Source organism: Massilia aurea (assembly GCF_024753205.1).
Classification (GTDB): Bacteria; Pseudomonadota; Gammaproteobacteria; order Burkholderiales; family Burkholderiaceae_D; genus Telluria; species Telluria aurea.
In genome coordinates this window covers 311,597-333,446 of record NZ_JANUGZ010000001.1, presented here as the reverse complement: position 1 = coordinate 333,446, position 21,850 = coordinate 311,597, and the positions used below count along the sequence as shown (strand labels likewise).

16 protein-coding genes are annotated in these 21,850 nt (G+C 62.9%); 8 read left to right on the top strand and 8 right to left on the bottom strand.

Features of this window, described 5'->3' with window-relative positions:
* Positions 1 to 19: 19 nt before the first annotated feature.
* Positions 20 to 1,078: an AI-2E family transporter gene (locus NX775_RS01400; protein WP_258834359.1), complete on the bottom strand. Its 1,059-nt coding sequence runs from the start codon at positions 1,076 to 1,078 to the stop codon at positions 20 to 22.
* 256 nt (positions 1,079 to 1,334) lie between these two features.
* On the opposite strand from NX775_RS01400, the gene NX775_RS01395 reads away from it, so the two are divergent.
* From NX775_RS01395 to NX775_RS01380, 4 genes are all read left to right on the top strand, one after another.
* Positions 1,335 to 2,192: a hypothetical protein gene (locus NX775_RS01395; protein ID WP_258834358.1), complete on the top strand. Its 858-nt coding sequence runs from the start codon at positions 1,335 to 1,337 to the stop codon at positions 2,190 to 2,192.
* A gap of 85 nt (positions 2,193 to 2,277) precedes the next feature.
* A complete protein-coding gene (locus NX775_RS01390) occupies positions 2,278 to 3,561 on the top strand; it encodes a paraquat-inducible protein A (RefSeq protein WP_258834357.1) in 1,284 nt (427 codons plus the stop codon).
* Entirely contained in the window at positions 3,554 to 5,212 is a 1,659-nt protein-coding gene (locus NX775_RS01385; protein ID WP_370660554.1) for a PqiB family protein, read from the top strand. Before NX775_RS01390 ends, NX775_RS01385 begins: the two co-directional genes overlap by 8 nt.
* Positions 5,209 to 5,841 carry a PqiC family protein gene (locus NX775_RS01380; protein WP_258834355.1) on the top strand — a complete coding sequence of 211 codons (633 nt, stop codon included), beginning with the start codon at positions 5,209 to 5,211 and terminating at the stop codon, positions 5,839 to 5,841. Before NX775_RS01385 ends, NX775_RS01380 begins: the two co-directional genes overlap by 4 nt.
* A 43-nt stretch (positions 5,842 to 5,884) precedes the next feature.
* Here NX775_RS01380 and NX775_RS01375 read toward each other — a convergent pair whose 3' ends face one another.
* Both NX775_RS01375 and NX775_RS01370 read right to left on the bottom strand, forming a co-directional pair.
* Positions 5,885 to 7,018 (bottom strand): PQQ-dependent sugar dehydrogenase, encoded by a 1,134-nt coding sequence (locus tag NX775_RS01375; protein WP_258834354.1) that lies wholly within the window; start codon positions 7,016 to 7,018, stop codon positions 5,885 to 5,887.
* A 351-nt stretch (positions 7,019 to 7,369) separates the two neighbouring features.
* Complete coding sequence (locus NX775_RS01370; RefSeq protein ID WP_258834353.1) at positions 7,370 to 8,416, bottom strand: SDR family oxidoreductase; 1,047 nt, start codon at positions 8,414 to 8,416, stop codon at positions 7,370 to 7,372.
* 348 nt (positions 8,417 to 8,764) lie between these two features.
* On the opposite strand from NX775_RS01370, the gene NX775_RS01365 reads away from it, so the two are divergent.
* Positions 8,765 to 9,685, top strand: a complete 921-nt coding sequence (locus tag NX775_RS01365) for an isoaspartyl peptidase/L-asparaginase (RefSeq protein WP_258834352.1) — start codon at positions 8,765 to 8,767, stop codon at positions 9,683 to 9,685.
* A gap of 123 nt (positions 9,686 to 9,808) precedes the next feature.
* Here the strand turns inward: NX775_RS01365 and NX775_RS01360 are convergent, their stop codons facing one another.
* Complete coding sequence (locus tag NX775_RS01360) at positions 9,809 to 12,130, bottom strand: putative bifunctional diguanylate cyclase/phosphodiesterase (RefSeq protein WP_258834351.1); 2,322 nt, start codon at positions 12,128 to 12,130, stop codon at positions 9,809 to 9,811.
* A gap of 216 nt (positions 12,131 to 12,346) precedes the next feature.
* Between NX775_RS01360 and NX775_RS01355 the strand changes: the two genes are divergently transcribed.
* Positions 12,347 to 14,050 (top strand): methyl-accepting chemotaxis protein, encoded by a 1,704-nt coding sequence (locus tag NX775_RS01355; protein WP_307732031.1) that lies wholly within the window; start codon positions 12,347 to 12,349, stop codon positions 14,048 to 14,050.
* Between the two features lie 54 nt (positions 14,051 to 14,104).
* On the opposite strand, the gene NX775_RS01350 is transcribed toward NX775_RS01355, so the two are convergent.
* Complete coding sequence (locus NX775_RS01350; RefSeq protein ID WP_258834350.1) at positions 14,105 to 15,172, bottom strand: SDR family oxidoreductase; 1,068 nt, start codon at positions 15,170 to 15,172, stop codon at positions 14,105 to 14,107.
* A gap of 119 nt (positions 15,173 to 15,291) precedes the next feature.
* Between NX775_RS01350 and NX775_RS01345 the strand changes: the two genes are divergently transcribed.
* Complete coding sequence (locus NX775_RS01345) at positions 15,292 to 15,834, top strand: hypothetical protein (protein WP_258834349.1); 543 nt, start codon at positions 15,292 to 15,294, stop codon at positions 15,832 to 15,834.
* A gap of 71 nt (positions 15,835 to 15,905) precedes the next feature.
* Here NX775_RS01345 and NX775_RS01340 read toward each other — a convergent pair whose 3' ends face one another.
* The 3 genes from NX775_RS01340 to NX775_RS01330 form a co-directional block, all read right to left on the bottom strand.
* Positions 15,906 to 18,065, bottom strand: a complete 2,160-nt coding sequence (locus NX775_RS01340; protein WP_258834348.1) for a TonB-dependent siderophore receptor — start codon at positions 18,063 to 18,065, stop codon at positions 15,906 to 15,908.
* Between the two features lie 302 nt (positions 18,066 to 18,367).
* The gene (locus NX775_RS01335) at positions 18,368 to 19,462 is read right to left on the bottom strand and encodes an alpha/beta fold hydrolase (RefSeq protein ID WP_258834347.1); all 1,095 of its coding nucleotides are present in this window, start codon (positions 19,460 to 19,462) and stop codon (positions 18,368 to 18,370) included.
* A gap of 147 nt (positions 19,463 to 19,609) precedes the next feature.
* Positions 19,610 to 20,755, bottom strand: a complete 1,146-nt coding sequence (locus NX775_RS01330) for an acetyltransferase domain-containing protein (protein WP_258834346.1) — start codon at positions 20,753 to 20,755, stop codon at positions 19,610 to 19,612.
* A 114-nt stretch (positions 20,756 to 20,869) separates the two neighbouring features.
* Between NX775_RS01330 and NX775_RS01325 the strand changes: the two genes are divergently transcribed.
* On the top strand, positions 20,870 to 21,820 hold the full coding sequence (locus NX775_RS01325; protein WP_258834345.1) for a 2-hydroxyacid dehydrogenase: 951 nt from the start codon (positions 20,870 to 20,872) through the stop codon (positions 21,818 to 21,820).
* The last annotated feature ends 30 nt before the right edge of the window (positions 21,821 to 21,850 follow it).

The following is a 21,850-nucleotide window of genomic DNA, read 5'->3' as shown; positions in this document are numbered from 1 at the left end:
TTTAGTCTAACCCTTGCTGTTACTCTTCCTGGAACTCGTCCGAGCGGCAGAACAGATCCCACGCTGCAATGAACAGGGCGGCAATCACCGGCCCGATCACGAAACCGTTCAGGCCAAACAGCGCCATACCGCCCAATGTCGAGAGCAGGATCACGTAGTCGGGCAGCTTGGTATCTTTGCCGACCAGGATCGGGCGCAGGATATTGTCGACCAGACCGATGACCATAACGCCATACGCGGCCAGCACCACACCCTGCCAGATATGGCCCGTTACCAGGAAATAGATCGCCACCGGCCCCCACACCAGTGCCGCGCCGATGGCTGGCAGCAGCGACAGGAAGGCCATCACCACGCCCCACAGCAGTGGGCCGGACACGTCCAGCATCCAGAAGATCAGGCCGCCCAGCGCGCCTTGCGCAACGGCCACCAGCACATTGCCTTTGACGGTGGCGCGGATGACCGTCGTGAAGTTCTGGAACAGGCGGCTCTTGTATTCGACGCTCAGTGGCACGGCGCGCTGGATGCGCGCTGCCAGGATGCGGCCGTCGCGCAGCAGGAAGAACAGCAGGTACAGCATGATCGTCATGCTGACGACGAAGTCGAGCGTATTGCGACCGATATTGAGCGCATACGTGGCGGCTGCCTGGCTGATCTGCGCGGCAAATTCGGTGATCTTGGTCTGCAGCGAGGCCAGGTTGGTCAGTTCGAAGCGTTCGAGGATCGAAATCGCCCAGTTCGGCAAAGCGCGCATCACGACCTCGAAGTAGTGAGCGAAATCGATCTGCCCGCTACTGACCATCGTGTAGATACCGGCGACCTGATCGACCAGTGACGCTGTGATCATGGCCAGCGGCAGCAGCACCATCAGCACGATGACCAGCAGCGAGAGCAGGGCGGCAACGGTCGGCTTGCCCTTGGTCGCCCGCAGCAGTTTCGATTGCAGCGGCGCGAAGATGATGGCGAACACGACGCCCCAGAACACGGCCCCGGAGTACGGCAGCAGAATCCAGAGGAAAGCGATGGTGACGATCGTCAGCAGGAGCAGAAAGGAATTCTGCGGAAGGGTAAATTGCTTCATTGGCTGCGTTTGCGAAAAGGTTAATGTTTCTGGATGATAAACCATGAGGCGCGAAGCACCGGGTGCGTTCGTGTAATGACGCGGGGCGGTGTGCCAAGTATGCAACTTGCATGATGCAAGATCGGGCTGTGGCTTAATGACCACAGAGTCAGTTCAATCGTGTGGGTTGGCAAACTAACATCTTGCGATAATTAATCGTGCCGCGTCGAGACAGGGTCTGGCGGGCACTTCTATTAATCGATTATCCGGAGAACCCATGTCCCGCCCTGCACCACGCACTGCTGCCCCGTCCGTCCACACCACCCTCGTCCGCGCAATCAAGGGTGCCATTCTGCTGGGCGCCGCCGCAGCAGGCATGGCGCAGGCGCAGCAGTCGCCAGCGCTCGATCGCGTCAGCATCTCGGCCGGCGCGTTCTACGCCGAGCCTGAAATTCACCTGGGCGGCGACACGCGCTATGGCCGCATCGATACGCCGGATGAAGAGATCAGCGACGTCACGCTGCCACGCGTCAAGGGCGAAGTCCTGATTGGCGACAGCCACGGCATCTCGTTCGACTACTTCCGCTTCGACGAAGGCTATGGCGCCGATCTGAACGGTGACACCGTGTATGAAGGCCGTCCGGTGAGCGGTTCGATCCGCGCCGACGCCAACCTGCGCATCGAACTGGCGCGTCTGTCGTACAAAATGTGGTTCGGCAAGGAAAAGAATGTCTTTGGCGTTGGCCTGGGCGCAGCCCACCTGCGCGCCAAGATTTCCGCTTCGGCGTCGGCCAATGTCAGCGCGACGGCGCCGGTGGAAAGCTATTCCTGGAGCGGTTCGGCGTCGGCCAGCGAAAGCGTCTGGGCCCCGACCGTCGAACTGGCATGGCGCCATGCCCTGAACGACCAGGTCCGCTTCTATGCCGAAGCGTCGGGCGTGAAGAAAAATGGCGGCAATGTCGAAGGTCATATCTACAACGGTGCCGTCGGCGTGGAATATTTCCCGCACAAGAACATTGGCCTGGTGCTGGACTACGGCATCCAGAAAATCGACCTGCACCGCAATGGCGAGCGCACCGCCGACATCGACCTCAAGCTGACCGGCCCGTCGGCCTACGTCAAGGTCCGCTTCTGATCGGGCTGCGCTCACGTTTGAACTGCACGATCAGTTGCTCTCGGTCATAATACCTAGTGTGAAAGCACTGGTGTAAGGGGAGTGGGTGAAAACGGATCAACTGGTCGCGTGTCATGACTGTGGCAGCCTGTATCACTGGCGGCCGCTGGCCGCCTGCGAGCGTGCCAGCTGCAGCCGCTGCCAGCACGAGTTGTACCGCTGGCATAAGGACAGCCCGGCGCGCCAGGCCGAGGTGCTGGCCGCGCTGACGCTGGGCGCCGTGTTCGTGTTTTTGCTGGCGCAGTGGTTCCCCATCGTCACGCTCGAAATGGGCGGCATGCTCTCGGGCGCCACGCTATACCAGGCAGTGGCCGTGCTGTGGGGTGCGGGAGACCAGGTCATTGCGGCCATGGTCTTTTTTTGCGCCATCATCTTTCCCGGCATCGAACTCGGTTCCCTGTTTTATGTGGCGCTCGGTCTGACCCGGGGCGTGCGCGTTCCCGGTTTCAACCTCGTGCTGCGCACCGTGCAGGGCGCACGCCACTGGGCGATGACCGAGGTACTGATGATCGGCATCCTGATCACCGTGATCAAGATGACCAGCCTGGCGCGCGTGGAGCCGCATCCGGCCCTGTTTGCCTTTGGCGTGCTCACGATCCTGTGCGCGCTCGTCATGCGCTATGAACCAAAAGCCTTGTGGGCCCTGGCCGACCGCCTCGCGCCGCTGCGCAAATCCGACCCGGCGCGCCAGACCACGACGATTCCCGAAGCCGATTCGGCGCTGGTCTCGTGCAGCGCCTGCGGCCTCGTGAATCACACCTGCCCGTCGCGCGACGGCACCGATCGCTGCGCCCGTTGCAGCGCCGCACTGCATCGCCGGATTCCCCACAGCGTCGGCTGGACCTGGGCCATGCTCCTGGCTGCCACGCTGCTCTATATTCCCGCCAATATGTTGCCTGTGATGTACACCCGCTCGATCGGGGGCACGGAGGGCGACACGATCATGAGCGGCGTCGTGCTGTTCTGGAACACCGGCTCGAAGGGCCTGGCGATCATTATTTTCATTGCCAGCATCGTGGTGCCGGTCTCGAAGCTCGCCGCGCTGGCATGGCTGAATGCGACCGCCCAGGCACGCTCGCGCACGGCGCCGATGGCACGCACACGTGCGTATCGCGCCATTGAATTTGTCGGCCGCTGGTCGATGCTGGATATTTTCGTGGTTGCCCTGACCGTCGCGCTGGTGCGCTTCGATGCGCTGGTGGTGATCACGGCCGGACCGGGCGCGATCGCGTTTGGCTGCGTGGTGATCGTGACGATGGTCGCATCCCACCAGTTCGACCCGCGCCTGATCTGGGACCCTATTGAATCGAACGGAGAACCCCATGTCTGAACCGGACAGCGCGCACGCACCTGCCAACCCGCCGGCCCCGCCGGAACCACCCGTGGGCCCATCGGCGCCACTGGCCGCTTCACCCGCCGTCGACCGCCCCAGCCGCTGGCTGCCGTCGCTGATCTGGATGATTCCCGTGCTCGCGGCGCTGATCGGCGCCTGGCAGGTGGTCAGCTGGGTCACCAACAAGGGTGCGACCGTCTACGTGTATTTCTCCAGCGGTGAAGGGCTCGAGGCGGGCCAGACCAAGGTCAAGTACAAGGACGTCGACATCGGCCGCGTCGTCTCGGTTACGTTGGGCGAGGACGGCAACCGGGTCGTTGCCAAGATCGAGATGGCCAAGGAGGCCGACCGCTTCACCGCCATCGACTCGCGCTTCTGGGTGGTGAAGCCGCAGATCGGCGCCAGCGGCGTCTCGGGCCTGAATACGCTGCTGTCCGGCCCCTACATCGGGGCAGCGCCCGGCGTGAAGGAAGACACGACCAACAGTTTTACGGGCCTGGAAACGGCGCCCCCGATCCCGATTGGCCTGAAGGGCCGCGAATACAAGCTGCATGCGGAGACGCTCGGTTCCGTGGCGCCCGGTTCGCCCGTCTACTTCAAGCGCGTGCGCGTGGGGCAGGTGGCGTCGGTGGCGCTGGACAAGGCCGGGCACGGCATCGACATGTCGGTGTTCGTCGAGCAGCCCTACATCGGCCTCGTGGGCCCGGATTCGCGCTGGTGGCATGCCAGCGGCGTCGATCTGCGCCTCGATGCAAGCGGTCTGAAACTCAACACCCAGTCGCTGGCGGCGCTGGCGACCGGCGGCATCGCCTTCGAGTCGGCCGACGACCGTAAGCCGGTCACGCCCGCACCGGCCGGCACCCGTTTCCTGCTGTCGGAAGACCGCAGCGCGGCGCTGCGCCCGCCCGACGGGCCGGCGGTGACGGCCGTGCTGTATTTCGATCAGTCGCTGCGCGGGCTGTCGCCGGGCGCCGTGGTTGATTTCCGCGGCGTGGCGCTGGGCGAGGTGCGTGCTGTCGGCATCGAGTTCGACCGTGAACGCCAGAAATTCACGATGCCGATCACGGTCGACCTGTATCCGGGGCGTCTGGGCAAAGGCTTCATGGCGGCGATGGAGCGCGAAGACGGTGGCCGGCGCGCGTTGACGGCGATGGTGGGTCGCGGCCTGCGCGCGCAGCTGCGCAATGGCAATCTGCTGACGGGCCAGCTGTACATCGCGCTGGACTTCTTCCCGAATGCGCGCAAGGCGACGCTTGCGGCACAGGGGGACATGCTGGTCTTGCCGACGGTGCCGGGTCAGCTGGATGAACTGCAAAGCCAGATCTCGCGCATCGCGGGCAAACTCGACAAGATTCCATTCGACGAGATCGGCGTGAACCTGAACCGCACGCTGGTGCAGGCCAATGCAACGCTGGCGCGGATCGATGGCAAGGTGCTGCCCGAGATGCAGCAGACGCTCAATGCCGCCAAGGCCACCTTCGCCAGCGCCGAAAGCGTACTGGCGCAGGATGCGCCGCTGCAGTCCGATCTGCGCAAGGCGCTGCAGTCGGTGACCGACACCATGGCCAAGATCGATGCGCTGGCCGATTATCTCGAACGCAATCCGCAGTCGCTCATTCGCGGCAAACCTCAGGAGAAAAAAGAATGACGCTGTTTATCCAGGCGCGCCGCGCACTGACCGGCGCGGCGCTGGCAGCCCCGCTGCTGCTGGCGGGCTGCTCCAGCACGCCGACCGACCAGTTCTATACGCTCAGCGGCGGCGCCGCCACGGTCGTGCCGCCGGCAGCGGCCAGCGCGCCGCTGTTTTTTGAAATGCGCCCCGTGACGATTCCCGCGCAGGTACGCCGTCCGCAACTGATGGTAGCGGGCGAGGCCGGCAAGATCGAATTGATGGAGCACCATCGCTGGGCTGGCCCGCTGGCCGATGAAATCACCACCGGGCTCTCACTGGGGATCGCGGCCGATCTGGGCGGTGTGGATGTGTACCGCAACCCGGCCCCGGCCGGCAGCACGCTGTACCGCATTGGCGCGAACATCCAGCGTTTCGAGTCAAAGGAGGGCGGCTACGCCCTGATCGACGCCGTCTGGAACGTGCGCAAGGTCGATGGCGGCTCGGTGCAGACGTGCCGCAGCGTGTTCGAGGAAAACGTGGGGCCGGGTTACGAGGCACTGGTGGCCGGGCACCGCGCCGCGCTGGCCAAGCTCGCTGCGGCGATCTCGGCCGGCGTGCGCAGCCAGGTTGCTGGCGACACGCTGGCCTGCGTGAATAACCCATAAGGCAACAGCAGGGCAGGCCCGCTGCACGCTGTTCCCGCTGGGCTTATTTTTTCGGTGTCAGCATCAGAAGCTTGCCGCGCGGACCGTCCTCCAGCAGCCACACTGCGCCGTCCGGCCCGGTGCGAACGGCGCGGATGCGTTCGCCCATGTCCCAATGGTCCACCTTCTTCGCGTTCTCGCCGTCGAGCGCGATGCGGTCCAGCGACTTGCCCGACAGGCCCGTGATGAAGAGAGAATCTTTCCACTTCGGGAACAGGTCCGCGTCGTAATAGGCGAGGCCGCCCGGCGAAATGGCCGGATCCCAGAACACTTTCGGCGCTTCGAAGCCGTCGCCAGGCTTGTGGTCAGGGATGTCGCGGCCGTCATAGTGGCTGCCATTCGATGCTTTCGGCCAGCCATAGTTCAGGCCTGGCTTGATCAGGTTGATCTCGTCGCCATGGCGCGGTCCCATCTCCATTTCCCACAAGCGCCCCTGCTTGTCAAAAGCCACGCCCAGCAGATTGCGGTGGCCGTACGACCAGACCGCTGGATGGAAGCCTTTCGCCGCGAGCGGGTTGCCAGATGCCGGCGTGCCGTCGAGGTTCAGGCGCAGCACCTTGCCGAGCGTCGACTTCGGGTCTTGCGCCGGGTCGAACAGCTGGCGGTCGCCGCTGGTAAAGAACAGGTACTTGCCATCCGGTGAGAAGCCAATACGGCCCGAATAGTGCCCGCCCGTCGACGCATCCTGGCCGCGGAAAATGACCTTGGTATTCTTGAGTGCGCCACCTGCCTGATCCAGCGTCGCCGTAGCGAGCATCACCCGGGTGTCGGCGCCGCTACCCGCTTCCGAGTAGCTGAAGTAGAGCGTCTTGCTGGCCGCGAAGTCGGGGGCGGGCACGATGTCCATGAGCGCGCCCTGGCCCTTGCTGCTGACGGTGGGTGTGCCGGACACGGTCCGCTTGGTACCGGTTGCAGGATCGAACAGGATCAGCGTCCCTTCCTTCTGCGTCACCAGCACTTTGCCATCAGGCAGAAATGCCATGGCCCATGGGTTGTTGAACGTGCCGACCGGCTTGACCTCGAAAGGCAGGCTGCTGGTCGCGGTTGCGCTGGCCTGCGCGTTTGCGGCCGCCGGGGCGGCGAACGCGAGCAGGGTGAGCGAGAAAGTGGTGGCAAGGCCGAGCATGCTTGAATTCATGTTTTCCAGATCTCCATTCGCGGATTAATGCCAGGTTGTTGATGCGGTGCGCGCCTGTTGCTTACGCGCGCGAAGCAGGCGTCCGCGCTGTTGGTGCAAAAGGCCAGTTGGAAGTGTAGAGCAAAACGCCCATTGCAGACGCTGCGCTGGTCGCTGCACCCGGTTTTTCAACACACGGGGTACGGCAATTTCTCAATGTCGGGAATGTTAAAACGGCCCACGGAAACGCGTCGAGCAAGCGTTTCTACGCAGAATGAACCGGTTGCGACCTTTCGAGACAGCCGGCGTTCAGCGCCGCCACATTATTGGCTGGAATGGTCTGCTTGTATAACGCCTGGCAAAATTTCCAGTTCAGGGGATGATTTTTTTCTGCCTCAACTGGTGCAGTGCTGTTTGAATCCAGCGCTCATTATCAGATGGCTCGACAAAGCCTGCACGACGGATTTTCCCCATATCGGAAATGACGTCGAATTCGCAATTGAAAATAAAGTCGCCGAACCCCCAGCTGACCAGCTTCTGGAATGCAGGCCCTTGCAGGGCATGGCGCGTGACCAGATTCTCCCATTCGCCTGCAAGCGACGGCATCTGTCGCGCCAGCGACATCGGCTGCGGCGCTGACACTTCCATACCGAAGTTGTCAGCGACGTGCTGCCAGATGCGTTCCCAGCGAAATGGTTCTCCAACGAGATTGAACGCCTCGTTGCGCGCAGCTGGGGCCAGCGCTGCCCACAGGCTCGCACGCGCCAGCCAGCTTGCATCCGTTACTTGCGCCAGTACATCGCGATAGGTCACCGATGTGCCTGGAAACCGCAGCGGCAACCTGCGTGCCTGGCTCAAGGCGGCATACACCGCCATCGTGACGGTGATATTCATTGGATTGCCGGCCGTACTGCCAACGACCACGTCCGGGCGCAATATGGACCAGTCGAAGCCATCGCGTTCAGCGCGGCTACACAGCAAGTCTTCCTGGGCATAATAGAAATTGGGGCCAAGATAACGCGGATCGTTTTCGTAAAATGGCGCGTGGACCTTGCCCAAGTGGACCCCGTACACCTTGGCGCCCTGGTAAAGCACTACCCGCTGTACCGGTGCGCCTGCTGCCTTGAGGCCATCGAGAAGATTTTCCAGCATGGCGAGGTTGACGACTTCCTCGTGACCCAGGTCAGAATGAGGCGCCAGCGCGGCATAAAATACATGCGTCGTGTCACTGGCATCACGCAGGGCTGCAGCAGTGGCAGCGGCGTCGTGCAAATCGGCATCGATCGTCGCGACACCCTGTACTTCAGTGTGTCGCAAGGCCCGCACCGACCAGTCGGGATGGGCAGCCAATGTTTCTACCAGCGCATTGCCGATAATTCCGCTTGCACCGACAACCAACGCGACATTTCCATTACTCATGCTTTATTCCTTATTTCGTAATCACGCTCTGCCATTGAACAGGGTTTGTAAGTGATAACCGCACATATTAATCGTTATCTGCCATCACATCGTTGGATGTCATTTTATTTTACCAGCATGCCAGAACACCAATGTTCGATACGCCGGTTGTACTACTGGCTTCGGCGTCGATAGTGGCCCGCCGGCGTTCCATTCCGAATATCACAATAAGCTGCAAATCTTTGTAAGGACAATCTTACATACCTGCTGCAGCACTTCCGATAGGTTTTATCTGCCTGGATTTGCATAATGCGCTCAATGGATTGACTGCATTCGCTTATATAGCAACTAAAACAAAGGACTGATGTAATGACGGGAGAGTTAGACGACTTCGCCATCGTTACGCACGGCGGTGCAGGCGAGCCGCTGGAATTTACTGACGGCTGCGAGGCCGCTGCCAGGCGCGGCCGCGAGTGCATGCTTGAAACCGGCGACGCGCTTGAGGCGGCGATCGCTGCGGTGGTCGTCCTCGAAGAAGACGAGCGCTTTAATGCGGGCACCGGTGCTGTACTGTGCCTGGACGGTACCACCATCGAGATGGATGCGTCCGTCATGGATACACGCGGTCGCCTCGCTGCCATCGCCGGCGTGCGTGACGTGCGCAATCCTGTCTTGCTGGCACGCGCGGTGGCTGATACGCCGCACGTTTTCCTGATTGGTGAAGGCGCCGACCGATTAGCCCGCGCGCTGGGTCACGAAAGAGCGCAGCCGATTCGCAACAGTCAGCACGAAAAGCACGCCAGGCTCCTGAGCGAACTTGCTGGTTCCACGCCAGTGATGCCAGGCATTGAGAACCGGCTGTTTGAGCAATTCTGGAACTACAAGATGCCTTTGGCGCTGCCGTCTAGCCAGTCGCACGATACCGTGGGCGCAGTGGTACGTGGTCCCGATGGCCACTTCGCCGTAGCCGGGTCGACAGGCGGTTCGGCCCCTTCGCTCCTCGGCCGCGTTGGCGATACGGCCCTTGTCGGTAGCGGCTTTTATGCGGGTCCATTGGGTGCAATCGCTGCCACTGGAGTAGGTGAGCACATCATACGTCACATGCTTGCCCGCACTGTCTATGGCTGGATCGAGCAAGGCATGCCATTGCAGGAGGCCCTTCAGCGTGGTATTGACTTGATCGACAACGATGTCGATACAGGCTTGATTGCCGTAACCAAAACCGAAGCAGCATCCTGCAGCAACACGCATATGCCAGTTGGGAAAATCTGCATTACAAAGGATTCGTAGTACGTCCAGAAGTCAGCAGGTAATCCCGGTTGTTGAATCACGCTGATACAGAGTTTAACTGGCAGGTGTTGCCTATCCAGACGCAGGCGCTCATCTACATCCCGTGGCGATCTCCTGGCCGCGTTAGCCGGCTACGACTTCCAGCCTCGTGAGGTCCGGCCGGGAAGCCGTCATGCGCTCAAGCAGATCGCACAGCGCCATTGGCCGGCAGAACAGGTAGCCTTGCATGCAGGGGCCGCCATGCTCGGTCAAAAAGTGCGCCTGTTCAGCGGTTTCGATGCCTTCGGCAACGACGCGCAGCTTCAGATGGCCCGCCATGGCCAGGATTGACTGGACAATGGCGGTGCCGTTGATGTCGTGCGGCATATCGCGCATGAAACTCTTGTCGATCTTGAGTTCATACAGCGGCATGCGCCGCAGATAGGCCAGGTTCGAGTAACCGGTGCCGAAATCGTCGATTGAAAAGCGGATGCCGAACTGGGCCAGTTCGTCCATGCGCGCAATCGTCAGGTCCAGGTCGTCGACCAGCAGGCCTTCGGTCACTTCAAAGATCAGTTGCTGTGGCGGCACACCGGAGGCGCCGATGATCGCCTTGGCCTGTGACACAAAATCCGGCTCGCGGAACTGGCGCGGGCTGATGTTAATCGACAGCGGCAGTGCGTGGCCTACCCGATCAAGCTCGCACCAGGTCAGGCAGGCCTGGCGCAACACCCAGGCGCCGAGCGCCACGATCTGACCGGATGCTTCGGCCACCGGGATGAACACGTCCGGCGGCACCAGCACGCCATCTGCCCGGCGCCAGCGCAGCAGGGCTTCGGCCCCGATGGGCGTGCCATCGTGGTCCACCTGCAGTTGCAGATGCAATGCCAGTTCATCGTTGGCGATGGCATGGGCGAGGTCGCGCTCCAGGATCAGTTTGTTCTCGGCTTCGGCCAGCATGCCAGGTTCGAACAGCGCCACGCCATTGCGCCCGTTGTCCTTGGCGTGATACATCGCCGTGTCCGCTTCGCGCAGCAGGTCCGGCACCGTATGCCCTGGCCGCGTTGGCAGGGCGATACCGATACTGCCGGTGAGTTGATACAACTGGCCGTCGATGTGAACGCCTTCGGTCATGGCCGCGCGCACCCTGCCGGCAAGCGCCAGCGCGGCATGGGTGGCGCTGCCGGCCGCGCAGTCGAGATGCTCGACCAGCACGACGAATTCGTCGCCGCCGAGGCGCGCCACCGTATCCTTGGGATGCACGGCGCGTGACAGACATGCGGCGATATGGCGCAGAACGGCGTCGCCGGTCGCATGGCCGCGGGCGTCATTGACGTGCTTGAAATTGTCCAGGTCAATGTAGAGCACCGCGCCCATGCTGTCGCCCGCATGCGTGCGCGCGACCATCAGGTCCAGCCGTTCCATCAGCAGGCGCCGGTTCGGTAAACCGGTCAGCACGTCAAAAAATGCCAGCTGGTGGATGGCATCGGCCGAGCGGCGCCGTTCGGTAATGTCGCGACCCACGGCGACCCAGTGGGTGACCTCGCGGCTCTGATTGGCGAACGGCACCATCTCCACTTCGATCCAGCACGGTTCGCCGAACTTGGTGTAGTGGATGAGTTCGCCCGAGACCGGCTCTTGCCGGGCCATCGCCAGCGCGATCTTGTCGACGACCGCCGCTTCCGAATCGCGACCGTGCAGTACGCGCATGCTGCGTCCGATGATTTCATCAGCACGGTAACCACTGCGGTGCTCGAACGCTGCGTTGGCAAAAATGACCGGGTGCTTCGGGCTTCCCTCGGGGGCAACCTTGGCGATCAACACCATATCGTTCAGTCCGGCCAGTGCTGCCGAGGTCAGGCGCAAATCATCGTTCGAGGCACTCAAGGCTGCCTGGCGTTCGGCCAGGGCTTCGGCCACGAAGCGCTGGCCGTCCAGCGATGCGGACAATCCCTTTAATAGCTTGCCGCAGGTGAGTGTGATGAAGGCGCCGACGCAGGCGTAGTTTAATGTGAAGATCGCAACGGTGCCGAACGAATTGGCATCAGCGTTGTCTATCGGGAAATGGCTTAATTCGGTGAGGCCAAGCACCATCATGGATGCCGCACCAAGGGCCACCATGACCAGCCCTGCGCGCACGCCCAATAAAATGACCGACATGACCGGCGCTGCCAGCAGGTACAACAACCCCAGGGGGCCGACGGTCATCATCGTGCATACGGCGGCGCTGAACAGCATGACCAGGTAATTCAGGGCACGCCACTTGTAGTCGAGTTTTTTGATGCGGCAGATAACAAGTATCCAGGCCAGTGCGACTGCATCCATCAGTGCAACGGCGAGCGCGCCCCGATACACAGCCAGCGCCGCGCTGGGCACTACGCCGATGATTGCCAGTATCCGCAAGGTCGACATGAGGGAGGCAAAAATACGGACGCGCCATTGGGCGATATCGGCGAGATCGGTCATGAAAAGTAGAGATCAAAAATATTATTCTTTGATCATCTTTATTGTGCAAGGGAAATATTTTATCACTTTGGGCGAGTCTGGGTTTTATCTTGCGAATCCTGTTGTCGCGAAATCGATGTTCTCCATACGGAGATGCGGAATAAAGCACCATGGCGCATCCAAACTCGGTGTTGTTTAGTGGCAACGATCATTTCCTGATGCAATATATATCGCGTTATGAGGGGAGTTTTTGCTTACACTGAAGCCCGTCCTGACACCATAGTGCGGCGAATAGCAGGAACCCTTACAAGGCAAACAATGTACTCGTTCAAGAACATGAAAATCGGCACCCAACTGACATTGGGGTTTGGCCTGGTCACCGCGCTGATGCTGCTACTCGGCGCATTTTCCATCGCCGGCTTGACGGCCATTCGCGGTGCAACGAACGACCTGCATCGTGTCAACGAACAGCACCTCAAGCCGCTGTATATCGCGCGTGAAGCGTTAGCCCAGACGGGGCTGGCAGCACGCAATGCCTATATTTTTACCAGCGAGGAACAGGCCAGGAACGAGCTCAATCTGGTCGATCAGCAAAAGACGGCGTATCTCGCTGCACTCGAGGCCATGACACCGGCGTTTGCCGGCGATGCCCAGTTCGACAAAGTACGCGCAGGATTGCTGGCAATGGCCAGTGCGCTGGAAAAACCACGCCGGTTCCGCGAAGCGGGCCAAATGGAGGCATTTGGAAAATTCCTGGTCGAGGAGTGCAGCCCGCTGCGCCACCAGATCGTGAAAGACATCGCGGTGCTGGTTGCTAATGCCGAGCGGGAGGCCGCTGAAGCTGAAACATCTGCCGAGCATGCCGAGGCTGCCGCCCGTAACTGGGCGATCGGGCTGACCATCGCCGCGTTCGTGCTCAGTGTCGTGATATCGGGCGCCATCAAGCGTCTGCTCCTGAAACAGCTCGGTGGCGAGCCTGCCTATACTGCCCAGATTGCAAACCTGATCGCCTCGGGTGACCTTGCCACGAATGTGGAGGTTCGCAGCGGTGACAGTACGAGCCTGCTGTTCTCGGTAAAAACCATGCGCGACAGCCTCGCGTCGATCGTCGGCAAGGTGCGCCATGGAACCGATGCGATTGCAAGCGCCTCGTCCGAAATCGCCGAGGGCAGCTATGATCTGGCCGCACGCACCGAGGTGCAGGCGTCGTCACTGGAACGCATTGCATCTGCCATGGAAGAGCTGACCACGACCGTCGAGCAGAACGCGAACAATGCACGGCAGGCCAACACGTTCGCACAGTCTGCGTCCTCGGTCTCGCAGGAAAGCGGCGCGGTCATGCTTCAGGTGACGGATACGATGGCGTCGATCAATATGTCATCCAAGCGCATCGTCGACATCATTTCGGTGATTGACGGCATCGCGTTCCAGACAAACATCCTGGCGCTCAACGCAGCCGTGGAAGCAGCCCGCGCAGGCGAACAAGGGCGCGGGTTTGCCGTTGTGGCCAGTGAAGTGCGCAACCTGGCGCAGCGTTCGGCAAGCGCTGCCAAGGAAATCAAGGTCCTGATCGAAGACTCGGTCGGCAAAGTGGACACGGGTTCCGAACTGGTCCAGCGCGCAGGCAGTACCATGCAGAACCTGATGGAAAGCGTGCAGCGCGTGACCGAAATCATGGGCGATATTTCGACTGCCAGCGCCGAGCAGAGCGTCGGCCTGGGCGAAGTGAGCACCGCGATCGGCGAAATGGATGGCATGACGCAGCAGAACACCGCGCTCGTTGAAGAAGCCTCGGCCGCCGCGCAGGAACTTCAGGCACAGGCGTCGGGCCTGGCCAGCCTGGTGGGCCAGTTCCGGCTCTCAAGCGCCGCTGGTGGGGCAAGCGGGCAAGATCGCCCCGCGCTTGCCGCTGCGCAGCTGCGTCTTGCCGTTGATGCGTAAGCCGGTCGTGAATGCGTGATCGCATCACGACCGGCAGCATCCCGGCTTCGTTGCTTACGGGATCAGACGTTCAGCGCGCAGGCGCGCAAACAGGTCGAAGAATGATGCATCCGTCGCCTGGTAAGCCGTAAAGCCAAGGCGGCGGCTGTTGCTCATGTCAGTCATGACTTCAAGCGGCCGGCCCAGATCGAGGTCGGTATGCCAGGCCGAGGCCAGGCGATCCAGATCGGCTTCCACCAGGCCGTGGCGCGCCGCGATGTCGCGCCACAGCGGCGCATCGTTTGCCATTGCCGCCTCGAGTGGCTGCACGGTGCCATTGAAGCCGGCCGCCTCGACGCCGAAAAACGCGGCCAGCTTCGGCCACAACCAGCTCCAGCGGAACACGTCGCCATTGACGATATTGAAGGCTTCGTTGCGCGACGCGTCGGTATCGGCGGCCCAGACCAGCTGCTTGGCCAGCATGCGGGCATCGGTCACATCGGACATGCCATTCCACTGCGCGGCTGAACCGGGGAACTGGAACGGGCGGCCCGTCTCCTTGCAGATTGTTGCATACACGGCCAGCGTGGTGCCCAGGTTCATCGCATTGCCAACTGCCAGGCCGATGACGGTGTGCGGCCGGTGGATGGTCCAGGTAAAGCGGTCGCGCTCGGCAGCAGCATAGACTTCATCTTCCTGCGCGTAATAGAAATTCTCGAGCGCCAGGCGCGGCTGCGATTCGCGCAGCGGCGTATCGGGCAGCGTCCCAGAACTGGCATAGGCTTCGAACGGCCCCAGGTAATGCTTCAGGCCCGTGACCAGGGCGACATGGCGCACGCTCTTGTGCGACGACAGCGCGTCCAGCAGATTGCGTACCAGCGCGGCGTTGACGCGGATATTCTCGGCTTCGGTATCCTGGCGCATCCAGGTGGTGATGAAGACGTGGGTCGGGGCAACGTCCTTCAGTGCAGCGCTCAGCGCGGCAGGGTCGAGCAGGTCGGCGGCGATGTGGCGTACCTGGGGCAGGTCGCGCGGTGCGCGGCGCGACAGGCCAATGACATCCCAGCCCTGCGCCAGCAGTTCACGGGCGGTGTGGTTGCCGCCAATACCGGTAACACCAACGACGAGTGCGGTTCGTTTCATGTGTGACTCCTGATTTGACAATTGTCGTTCATTTTACTGCGCACGATTGATGTGCGTGCTGGCGGGCTGCGCTGTACTCGGTAGAGTTGAATTCCTTTCCTCTCAGAAATAGTCCAGCCATGACCGCGCATCGTAGGTGCTTCCACTGCAAGTTTGCCGCCACTGCCACGCCGGTCTTGTTGATCGTGCTGGCCGGTTGCGCGTCGTCGACCGCGACCCGGATTGGGACGGCGGCGACCGTGCCACTGACCGATCTGAACGTCGCGCAAGAAGATATTCCAGCCGTTCTGCTGACCGCCCGGGAGCACCCGTACCAGGTGCCGGCCAGCCAGAACTGCGTGGCGATTTCGCTGGAAATCCGCGAGCTCGATGAGGTGCTTGGCGCCGACCTCGACGCGCCGGTGTCGTCTGTCGATCCTTCCCTCGCGCGCCGCGCTTCGTCGCTGGTGCAGGACCAGGCGGTGGGCGCGCTGCAGCGCACGACCGAGGGGCTGATCCCGTTTCGCGGGTGGGTGCGCAAGTTGAGCGGGGCCGAACGCCATTCGAAGCACGTTTCGGCCTGCATCGCGGCAGGCTCGGCGCGCCGTGCTTTCCTGAAAGGATACGCCGCCTCGGAACATTGCGCCTGGCTCAATGCGGTCGGGGCCGTGGCGACGCGCTGACTGGCCGTCGCCATAGAAAAGGCGTGCTGCATTGCTGCAGCACCCCTTTTATTCATGACCGCGTCACCCCATCAGAAGCGGTAGCGCAGCGTCAGCGATGTATTGCGCGGTGCGCCGTACGTGAACTGGTTGTAGGCGGCGAACATGGCGAACGTTTTCTTGTCGGTCGCATTGTTGACGTTGAGCTGGGCCGACAACTGCTTGTTGAACTCGTAGCGCGCCATCAGGTTGACCAGCGCGTACGATGCCTGCTCCATGCGGCCGTCAATCCCAGGGGCGACGGTACCGTCGACCGTGTAGGTGCTGCCTTCCCAGTTCACGCCGCCGCCGACGGTCAGCTTGTTCCACTGGCCCGGCAGGCGGTAGCTGGCAAACGCACGCAGCGTCTTGCGTGGGTAGATCGAGTTGAAGTCGACACCGGTCGCATCCTTGGCGCGGAAAATCGCATAGCCGACGCTGGCGTTCAGGCCCGAGACGATCTCGCCCGACACGTCCAGCTCGATCCCCTTGCTGGTGGCGCCTTGGGCGGCGCGGTAGTAGCTCTCTTCAAGTAGCGGCCCGGCCGCACCATCGCGGTCGATGCGGCCCGCGGCCTGGCCCAGGTTGTCCTGCTTCAAGTGGAACACCGCCAGCGAGGCGTTCACGCGGCGGTCGAAGAATTCGCCCTTGATGCCGGCTTCGTTGGCCTTGCCCTCGATCGGGTCGAGCATATTGCCCGCGAAGTCCTTCAGGTTCTGCGGCTCGAAGATGCTGGTGTGGCTGGCGTACAGCGAGTAGGTGTCGTTGAGGTCGAACACGAGGCCGGCATAAGGCGTGATCTCGTTGTCGTACTTGAGCAAGTAAGGCGCAGCGCCAAAGCCTTCTTTTTCATACTTGGTCACGCGTGCGCCGACGACGGCTTTCAGGCGGTCGGTCAATGTGAAGCGCGCCATGCCGTACAGGCCTTGCTGGGTGGTTTCGCTGCCTTCATAGAACGCTTGCGGGCCGAAGGTCGGCGTCGGATACGAAGCCGGGTTCCAGTTGTTGATGTCGCTCACCACCTGGCTGGCGTTATCGTAGTTGGCAAGCCGGTTGTTCGAATTGAAATCGGTTTTTGCATGCAGGTAGCCGAAGGCAGCTTCGTGCTGACGCTCGCCCAGCGTGAACTTGCCGCTCGTGTGCACGCCGAAATCCTTCTGCTTGGTCTGGATCACGTATGAACCCGTGAAGGCGTTCAGGCCCGAACCCGTCACGCGATCCGGCACGCCCGACAGATACAGCAGGTGCGAGTCGCCGTCGCGGGTGGCGTCGGTGTAGGTCAGGCGCAGCTTCCAGCCGTTGGCGAAGCGGTGCTCGTAGTCGGCGAAGAAGTTGTCGTACTGGTTTTCGTAGCCGGCCCATGGGGCGGCGGTGGTTTTTGAGCGGTCCCAGTCGATGATCGAGCCGTCGCTGTAGCGGTACGGCAGGCCACCCCACATCGAGCCGCGCGGGCTCATTTTCTGGCGCGAGAAGCCGGTCGAGAAGGTACCGTCACGGCCGATGTCGGCTTCGACGGTGGCGTAGATGGTGCGATCCTTGTTTTCCAGATACTGCACCCAGCTGTCGCCGGCGCTGTACTCGGCCACGGCGCGGCCACGGATGCTGCCTGATGCGTTCAGCGGCGTCGAGACATCGGCCATGATGCGGCGCTTGTCCCAGCGGCCGACGGTGGCCTCGATCGTGCCGTCCAGCTTCTTGCTGAAGGCGCGCTTGCGCACCAGGTTCAGCGCGGCCGATGGCGTGCCGGCGCCGGTCATCAGGCCGGTGGCGCCGCGCACGACTTCGACGCGGTCGTACAGGGCCAGGCTGCCCAGCACTTCGCCGGCGCTCCAGGCGGCATCCCAGGTGGTCGGGATATTGTCGATCTGCAGATTGGTCACTTCGAAGCCACGCGCGGTGAAGCTGGCGCGGTGGGTTTCGTACTGGTTGACCGAGACGCCGGTGACGTTGTTGGCGACGTCGGTGATGGTGAGCAGGCCCTGATCTTCGATGCGCTGTTGGGTGATGACGGACACCGATTGCGGCGTGTCGCGCAGCGACATGTCCAGTGGCGTGGCGGTGCGGGTGCGGCCGATGGTGTACGAGCCGACAGCGTCGCCCAACTTCTGGGCTTGCACCTGCACTTGCGGCATCGACGTGGTGCCCGCGTCGGTGGACTGGGCCTGGGCAACGAACGGGAGCGCGAGGCTCACGCACAGTGTCAGTGTTTTCACGTGAAGACGCCCACTAGGGCAGACCAGCTTATGCATCGTTTTTTCCTGTTGTTCGTGATTGGTACGTAAGGCGACTACCCGGGATCCGGATGATCTGCGCCAGCCATGGCCACATGACCGATTGCCCGGAATGATAACCATTCTCATCTAAGGGTGTCAACTTGTTATTGAACAACGGATAGGCAGGCCAGGTGGGCGGCAGCTCGAGGGATGACCGATGGCGTCACTGGAACAGGTGCCAGCGATATTCGTGGAGGTAGACAGGAAGCGGCCGCGGCGCAGAGCGCGCCGCGGCCCGCGGATCAGGCGCCTGACGCTGAGGGCGTGCCGAGCCAGTCAAAGATGGTGGGCCACAGCGTCGCATGCGCGTTGCGCCCGGCGAGAACGCCGACGTGCTGCAGATTCACGCCGATGTCGCCATGGTATTGCAGCACTTGCTTGCGCGCGCTCGAGGTCGCCTCGTGGAATGGCACCATGGCGGCCGGCGGAATCACCTTGCTGCGAAAATCGACGACGCTGATCGATGGCGCGCGCAGGTCGGCCGGGCCAATGGTGCGGCCGTTAATAACAAGCCGGCCGCCCATGAAGTCGTCGTTGCGGTACAGCGACTCGACGATGTCGACGAACAGCTTGCCGGGCAGGGGGAATTCGTCATGGCTCCAGCGCTCGACCTGCATGTGCGTGGCCAGCGCTTTTGGGTCGAACAGCGACAGCCAGCGGTCGGTTGCGCGTTCCCAGCCGAAGGCCTGCGGCTCGGCCATCGCGCTCATCAGGTTGAGGAAGGCGCCCGGCACGTGACGGAAGGTGTCGGCAATCTGGCGCGCATCGGGCGTGGCCTTGACCAGTGGCGCGAAGCACGAGGCGCCGTGCCCGAAGCGCAGCGGCGATTCGAGCAGCACGGTGGCCGTCACGTGCTCGGGATGCATGGCGCTGTAGATCGCGGCGAGGATGCCGCCGAGCGAGTGGCCCACTACCGTCAGATTGGCTTCGCCGCTATCGGCCTGGATGGCGCGCTGGCAGCTCGACAGCATGCGGTCGCCATAGTCGGCCAGGCCGACGGCCGGGTCGCCGTCGGGCATCGGCAGCCACTCGGCCAGATAGACACGGTAGCCGCGCTCCTGCCAGCGCTGCACCACGCTGATGGCGGGCGCCAGGTCCCAGATATAGGCGCGCTTGATCGGCGCCGGCACCAGCAGCACCGCCGGCCCGCCCGCGGCGGCGGGCTCGTAGCGGCGCAGTTGCAGGCCCGTCTCGGCCAGGATGACCGTGAACGGCGTTTCCTGCGGACCGTGACCGGCCTGCTCGAGTTGCCGGCCGCGTTCCTGGCGGCTGCGGTCCATATTTCTGAGGGCTTGTACCTGCTGCGGCCCCAGGGTAGTCCAGTTACTGGCGTACATGGCAATCCCATCGAAGTGGCGACCATGGCACTGTACCTGCTCTGGCGATCTGCGCCAATCGGGGCGTTCAGGAATCGCCATGGGGTTTGCGCTCGCTACCACCCGTGCCGCGACGGCAATGGCCATGCCGACATTGCGGCGCAAGCCTTACAGGTACTTGACCCAGGCCTTGCCGCTCTCGCGCTTGTAGCGGCCAAAACGCTGCGTTGGCCAGTACAGCAGCAGCGCCAGCAGGACCGAGCAGAGCCATACCTGCCAGACGTGGTCGACATCGACGCGCGGCACGTCCAGCACGGCCGCGGCCACGCGCTGCGCCACCAGCAACAGATACAGGTGCGCGATATAGAAGAACAGCGGCGCGCCGCCGAACACGGCCGCAACCCGTACCCAGCCAGCGTCGATGCGCTCGATCCAGGCCAGCACCAGCACGCCCACGCCGAGCGTAAGCAGCAGGAAGTCCAGCGATGGCGGGTACTTCGTGAAATTCAGCCACGACATCGCGCTGCGCAGTAGCGTCTCGTGCGGCGCCCACGGCAGCGGCTCGCCATACACGTTCCAAGTGCGCAGCAGCGCGAGCAGCAGCAGGCTGGTCACGCCGGCCACCATCAGCCAGCGCCGGCGCTGTACGGCGGGCATGCTACGCGCATACAGCGGGCCGCAGGCGTAACCGAGCAGGATCACGCCGATCCACGCCAGCAGCGGATAGCTGATGCGCACCCGCACCGGGTCGTACATCAGGTTGCCGCGCTGTTCGAGAATCGTCCAGGCACTGGTGGCCCATGTATCCGGCGCGAACGCCACGCCAGCCAGTGCATTGTGGCCGGCCACGATCGCCGCGCCGATGGCCGCCAGCAGTAGCAGCGGCAGGCGGTGCAGCAGGGCCAGCGCCAGCATCGACAGGCCGATCGCCCACATCACCTGCAGATACACGGTGTGCGGCGTGAAGGTGCCAGTCCAGGCGAAGTTGATGACGACGATTTCGAGCAGAATCAAGAAGGCGCCGCGTTTGGCCAGAAAACCCGTGGCGCTCCTCGTGCCGCTCGCCGGATTGGCGTACAGCCAGGCCGACAGGCCGGTCAGGAACACGAACATCGGCGCGCAGAAGTGCGCGGCCAGGCGCGAAAAGAACAGAGCCGGGTCGGTGCCCGCGACATCCATCGGGTCGCTGACCTGGTGCTGCAGGTAGAAGGTTTCACGGACGTGGTCGAGCGTCATGATCAGCATGACGAGGCCGCGCACGACGTCGATCGAGGCGATGCGCGGATTTGGCGGGGTGACTGGGGGGCTGTGCACGGCGGCGTTCATGCAGTGGCAAAGCCCGGCATTCTACCCTGCGCCGCGCCCGGCAAGCCGCGCCTCTGGCATACTCGGGCCATCTTCCACGACGAAACGGCAGGGTGTTGAACGATGAAACCGAGCATTCTCGTATTGGGCAGCGTCTGGTCGGACGACGTGCGCGAACAGGTGGCGCAAGCCTTCGATTGTCACTTCATGAAGGCGATCCCGCAATCGGGCGACGCCGCGTTCGACGCGATCGCCGGCACTATCCGCGGCGTGCTTACCACCGGCACGGTCGGCGTCACGCCCGCGCTGGTGGCGCAGCTGCCGCGGCTTGAAATCGTGACGGTGCACGGCGTGGGCGTCGATGCCGTGCCGCTGTCGCTGCTGGCCGAAAAGGGCATCCACGTGACCAATACGCCTGACGTGCTGACCGACGACGTGGCCGATTTCGCCGTGTTGCTGCTGCTCGCCACGGTGCGTCGTCTGCCGGTGCTCGATCGCTACGTGCGCGCCGGCGACTGGCTGGCCAAGGCGCCGCTGGGGCACGTGCAGGCGCGCGCACTGAAGGGCAAGGTCGCGGGCATCGTCGGCTTCGGGCGCATCGGCCAGGCCGTTGCCGCGCGCCTGCAGGGCTTCGGCCTGCAGATCCGCTACTACCAGCGCAGCCCCGGTCCCGCGCCCGCGCAGCGCAGTGCGACGCTCCTCGCGCTGGCACAGGAGAGCGACATGCTCGTGCTGTGCATGCCAGGCGGCGCCGATACGCAGGGCATGATCGACCGCGCCATCATCGAGGCGCTGGGCCCGCAAGGCACCCTGATCAACATCGCGCGCGGCACCGTGGTCGACGAAGCGGCGCTGGTTGCAGCGCTGCAGGACGGCCGGCTGGGCGCCGCGGGCCTGGACGTGTTCGAGAACGAACCGCAGGTGCCGCAGGCGCTGCTGGCGCTGGACAATGTCGTGCTGACGCCGCACGTGGGCAGCTTCACGGTCGAAGCGCGGCGCGCGATGGGCGCGCTGGCGGTGGCCAATCTGCGGGCGCACTTCAACGGCGAGCCGCTGCCCACGCCCGTGGACTGAGGTCGTTATTCAAGGGCAGTGAGGGGGCGC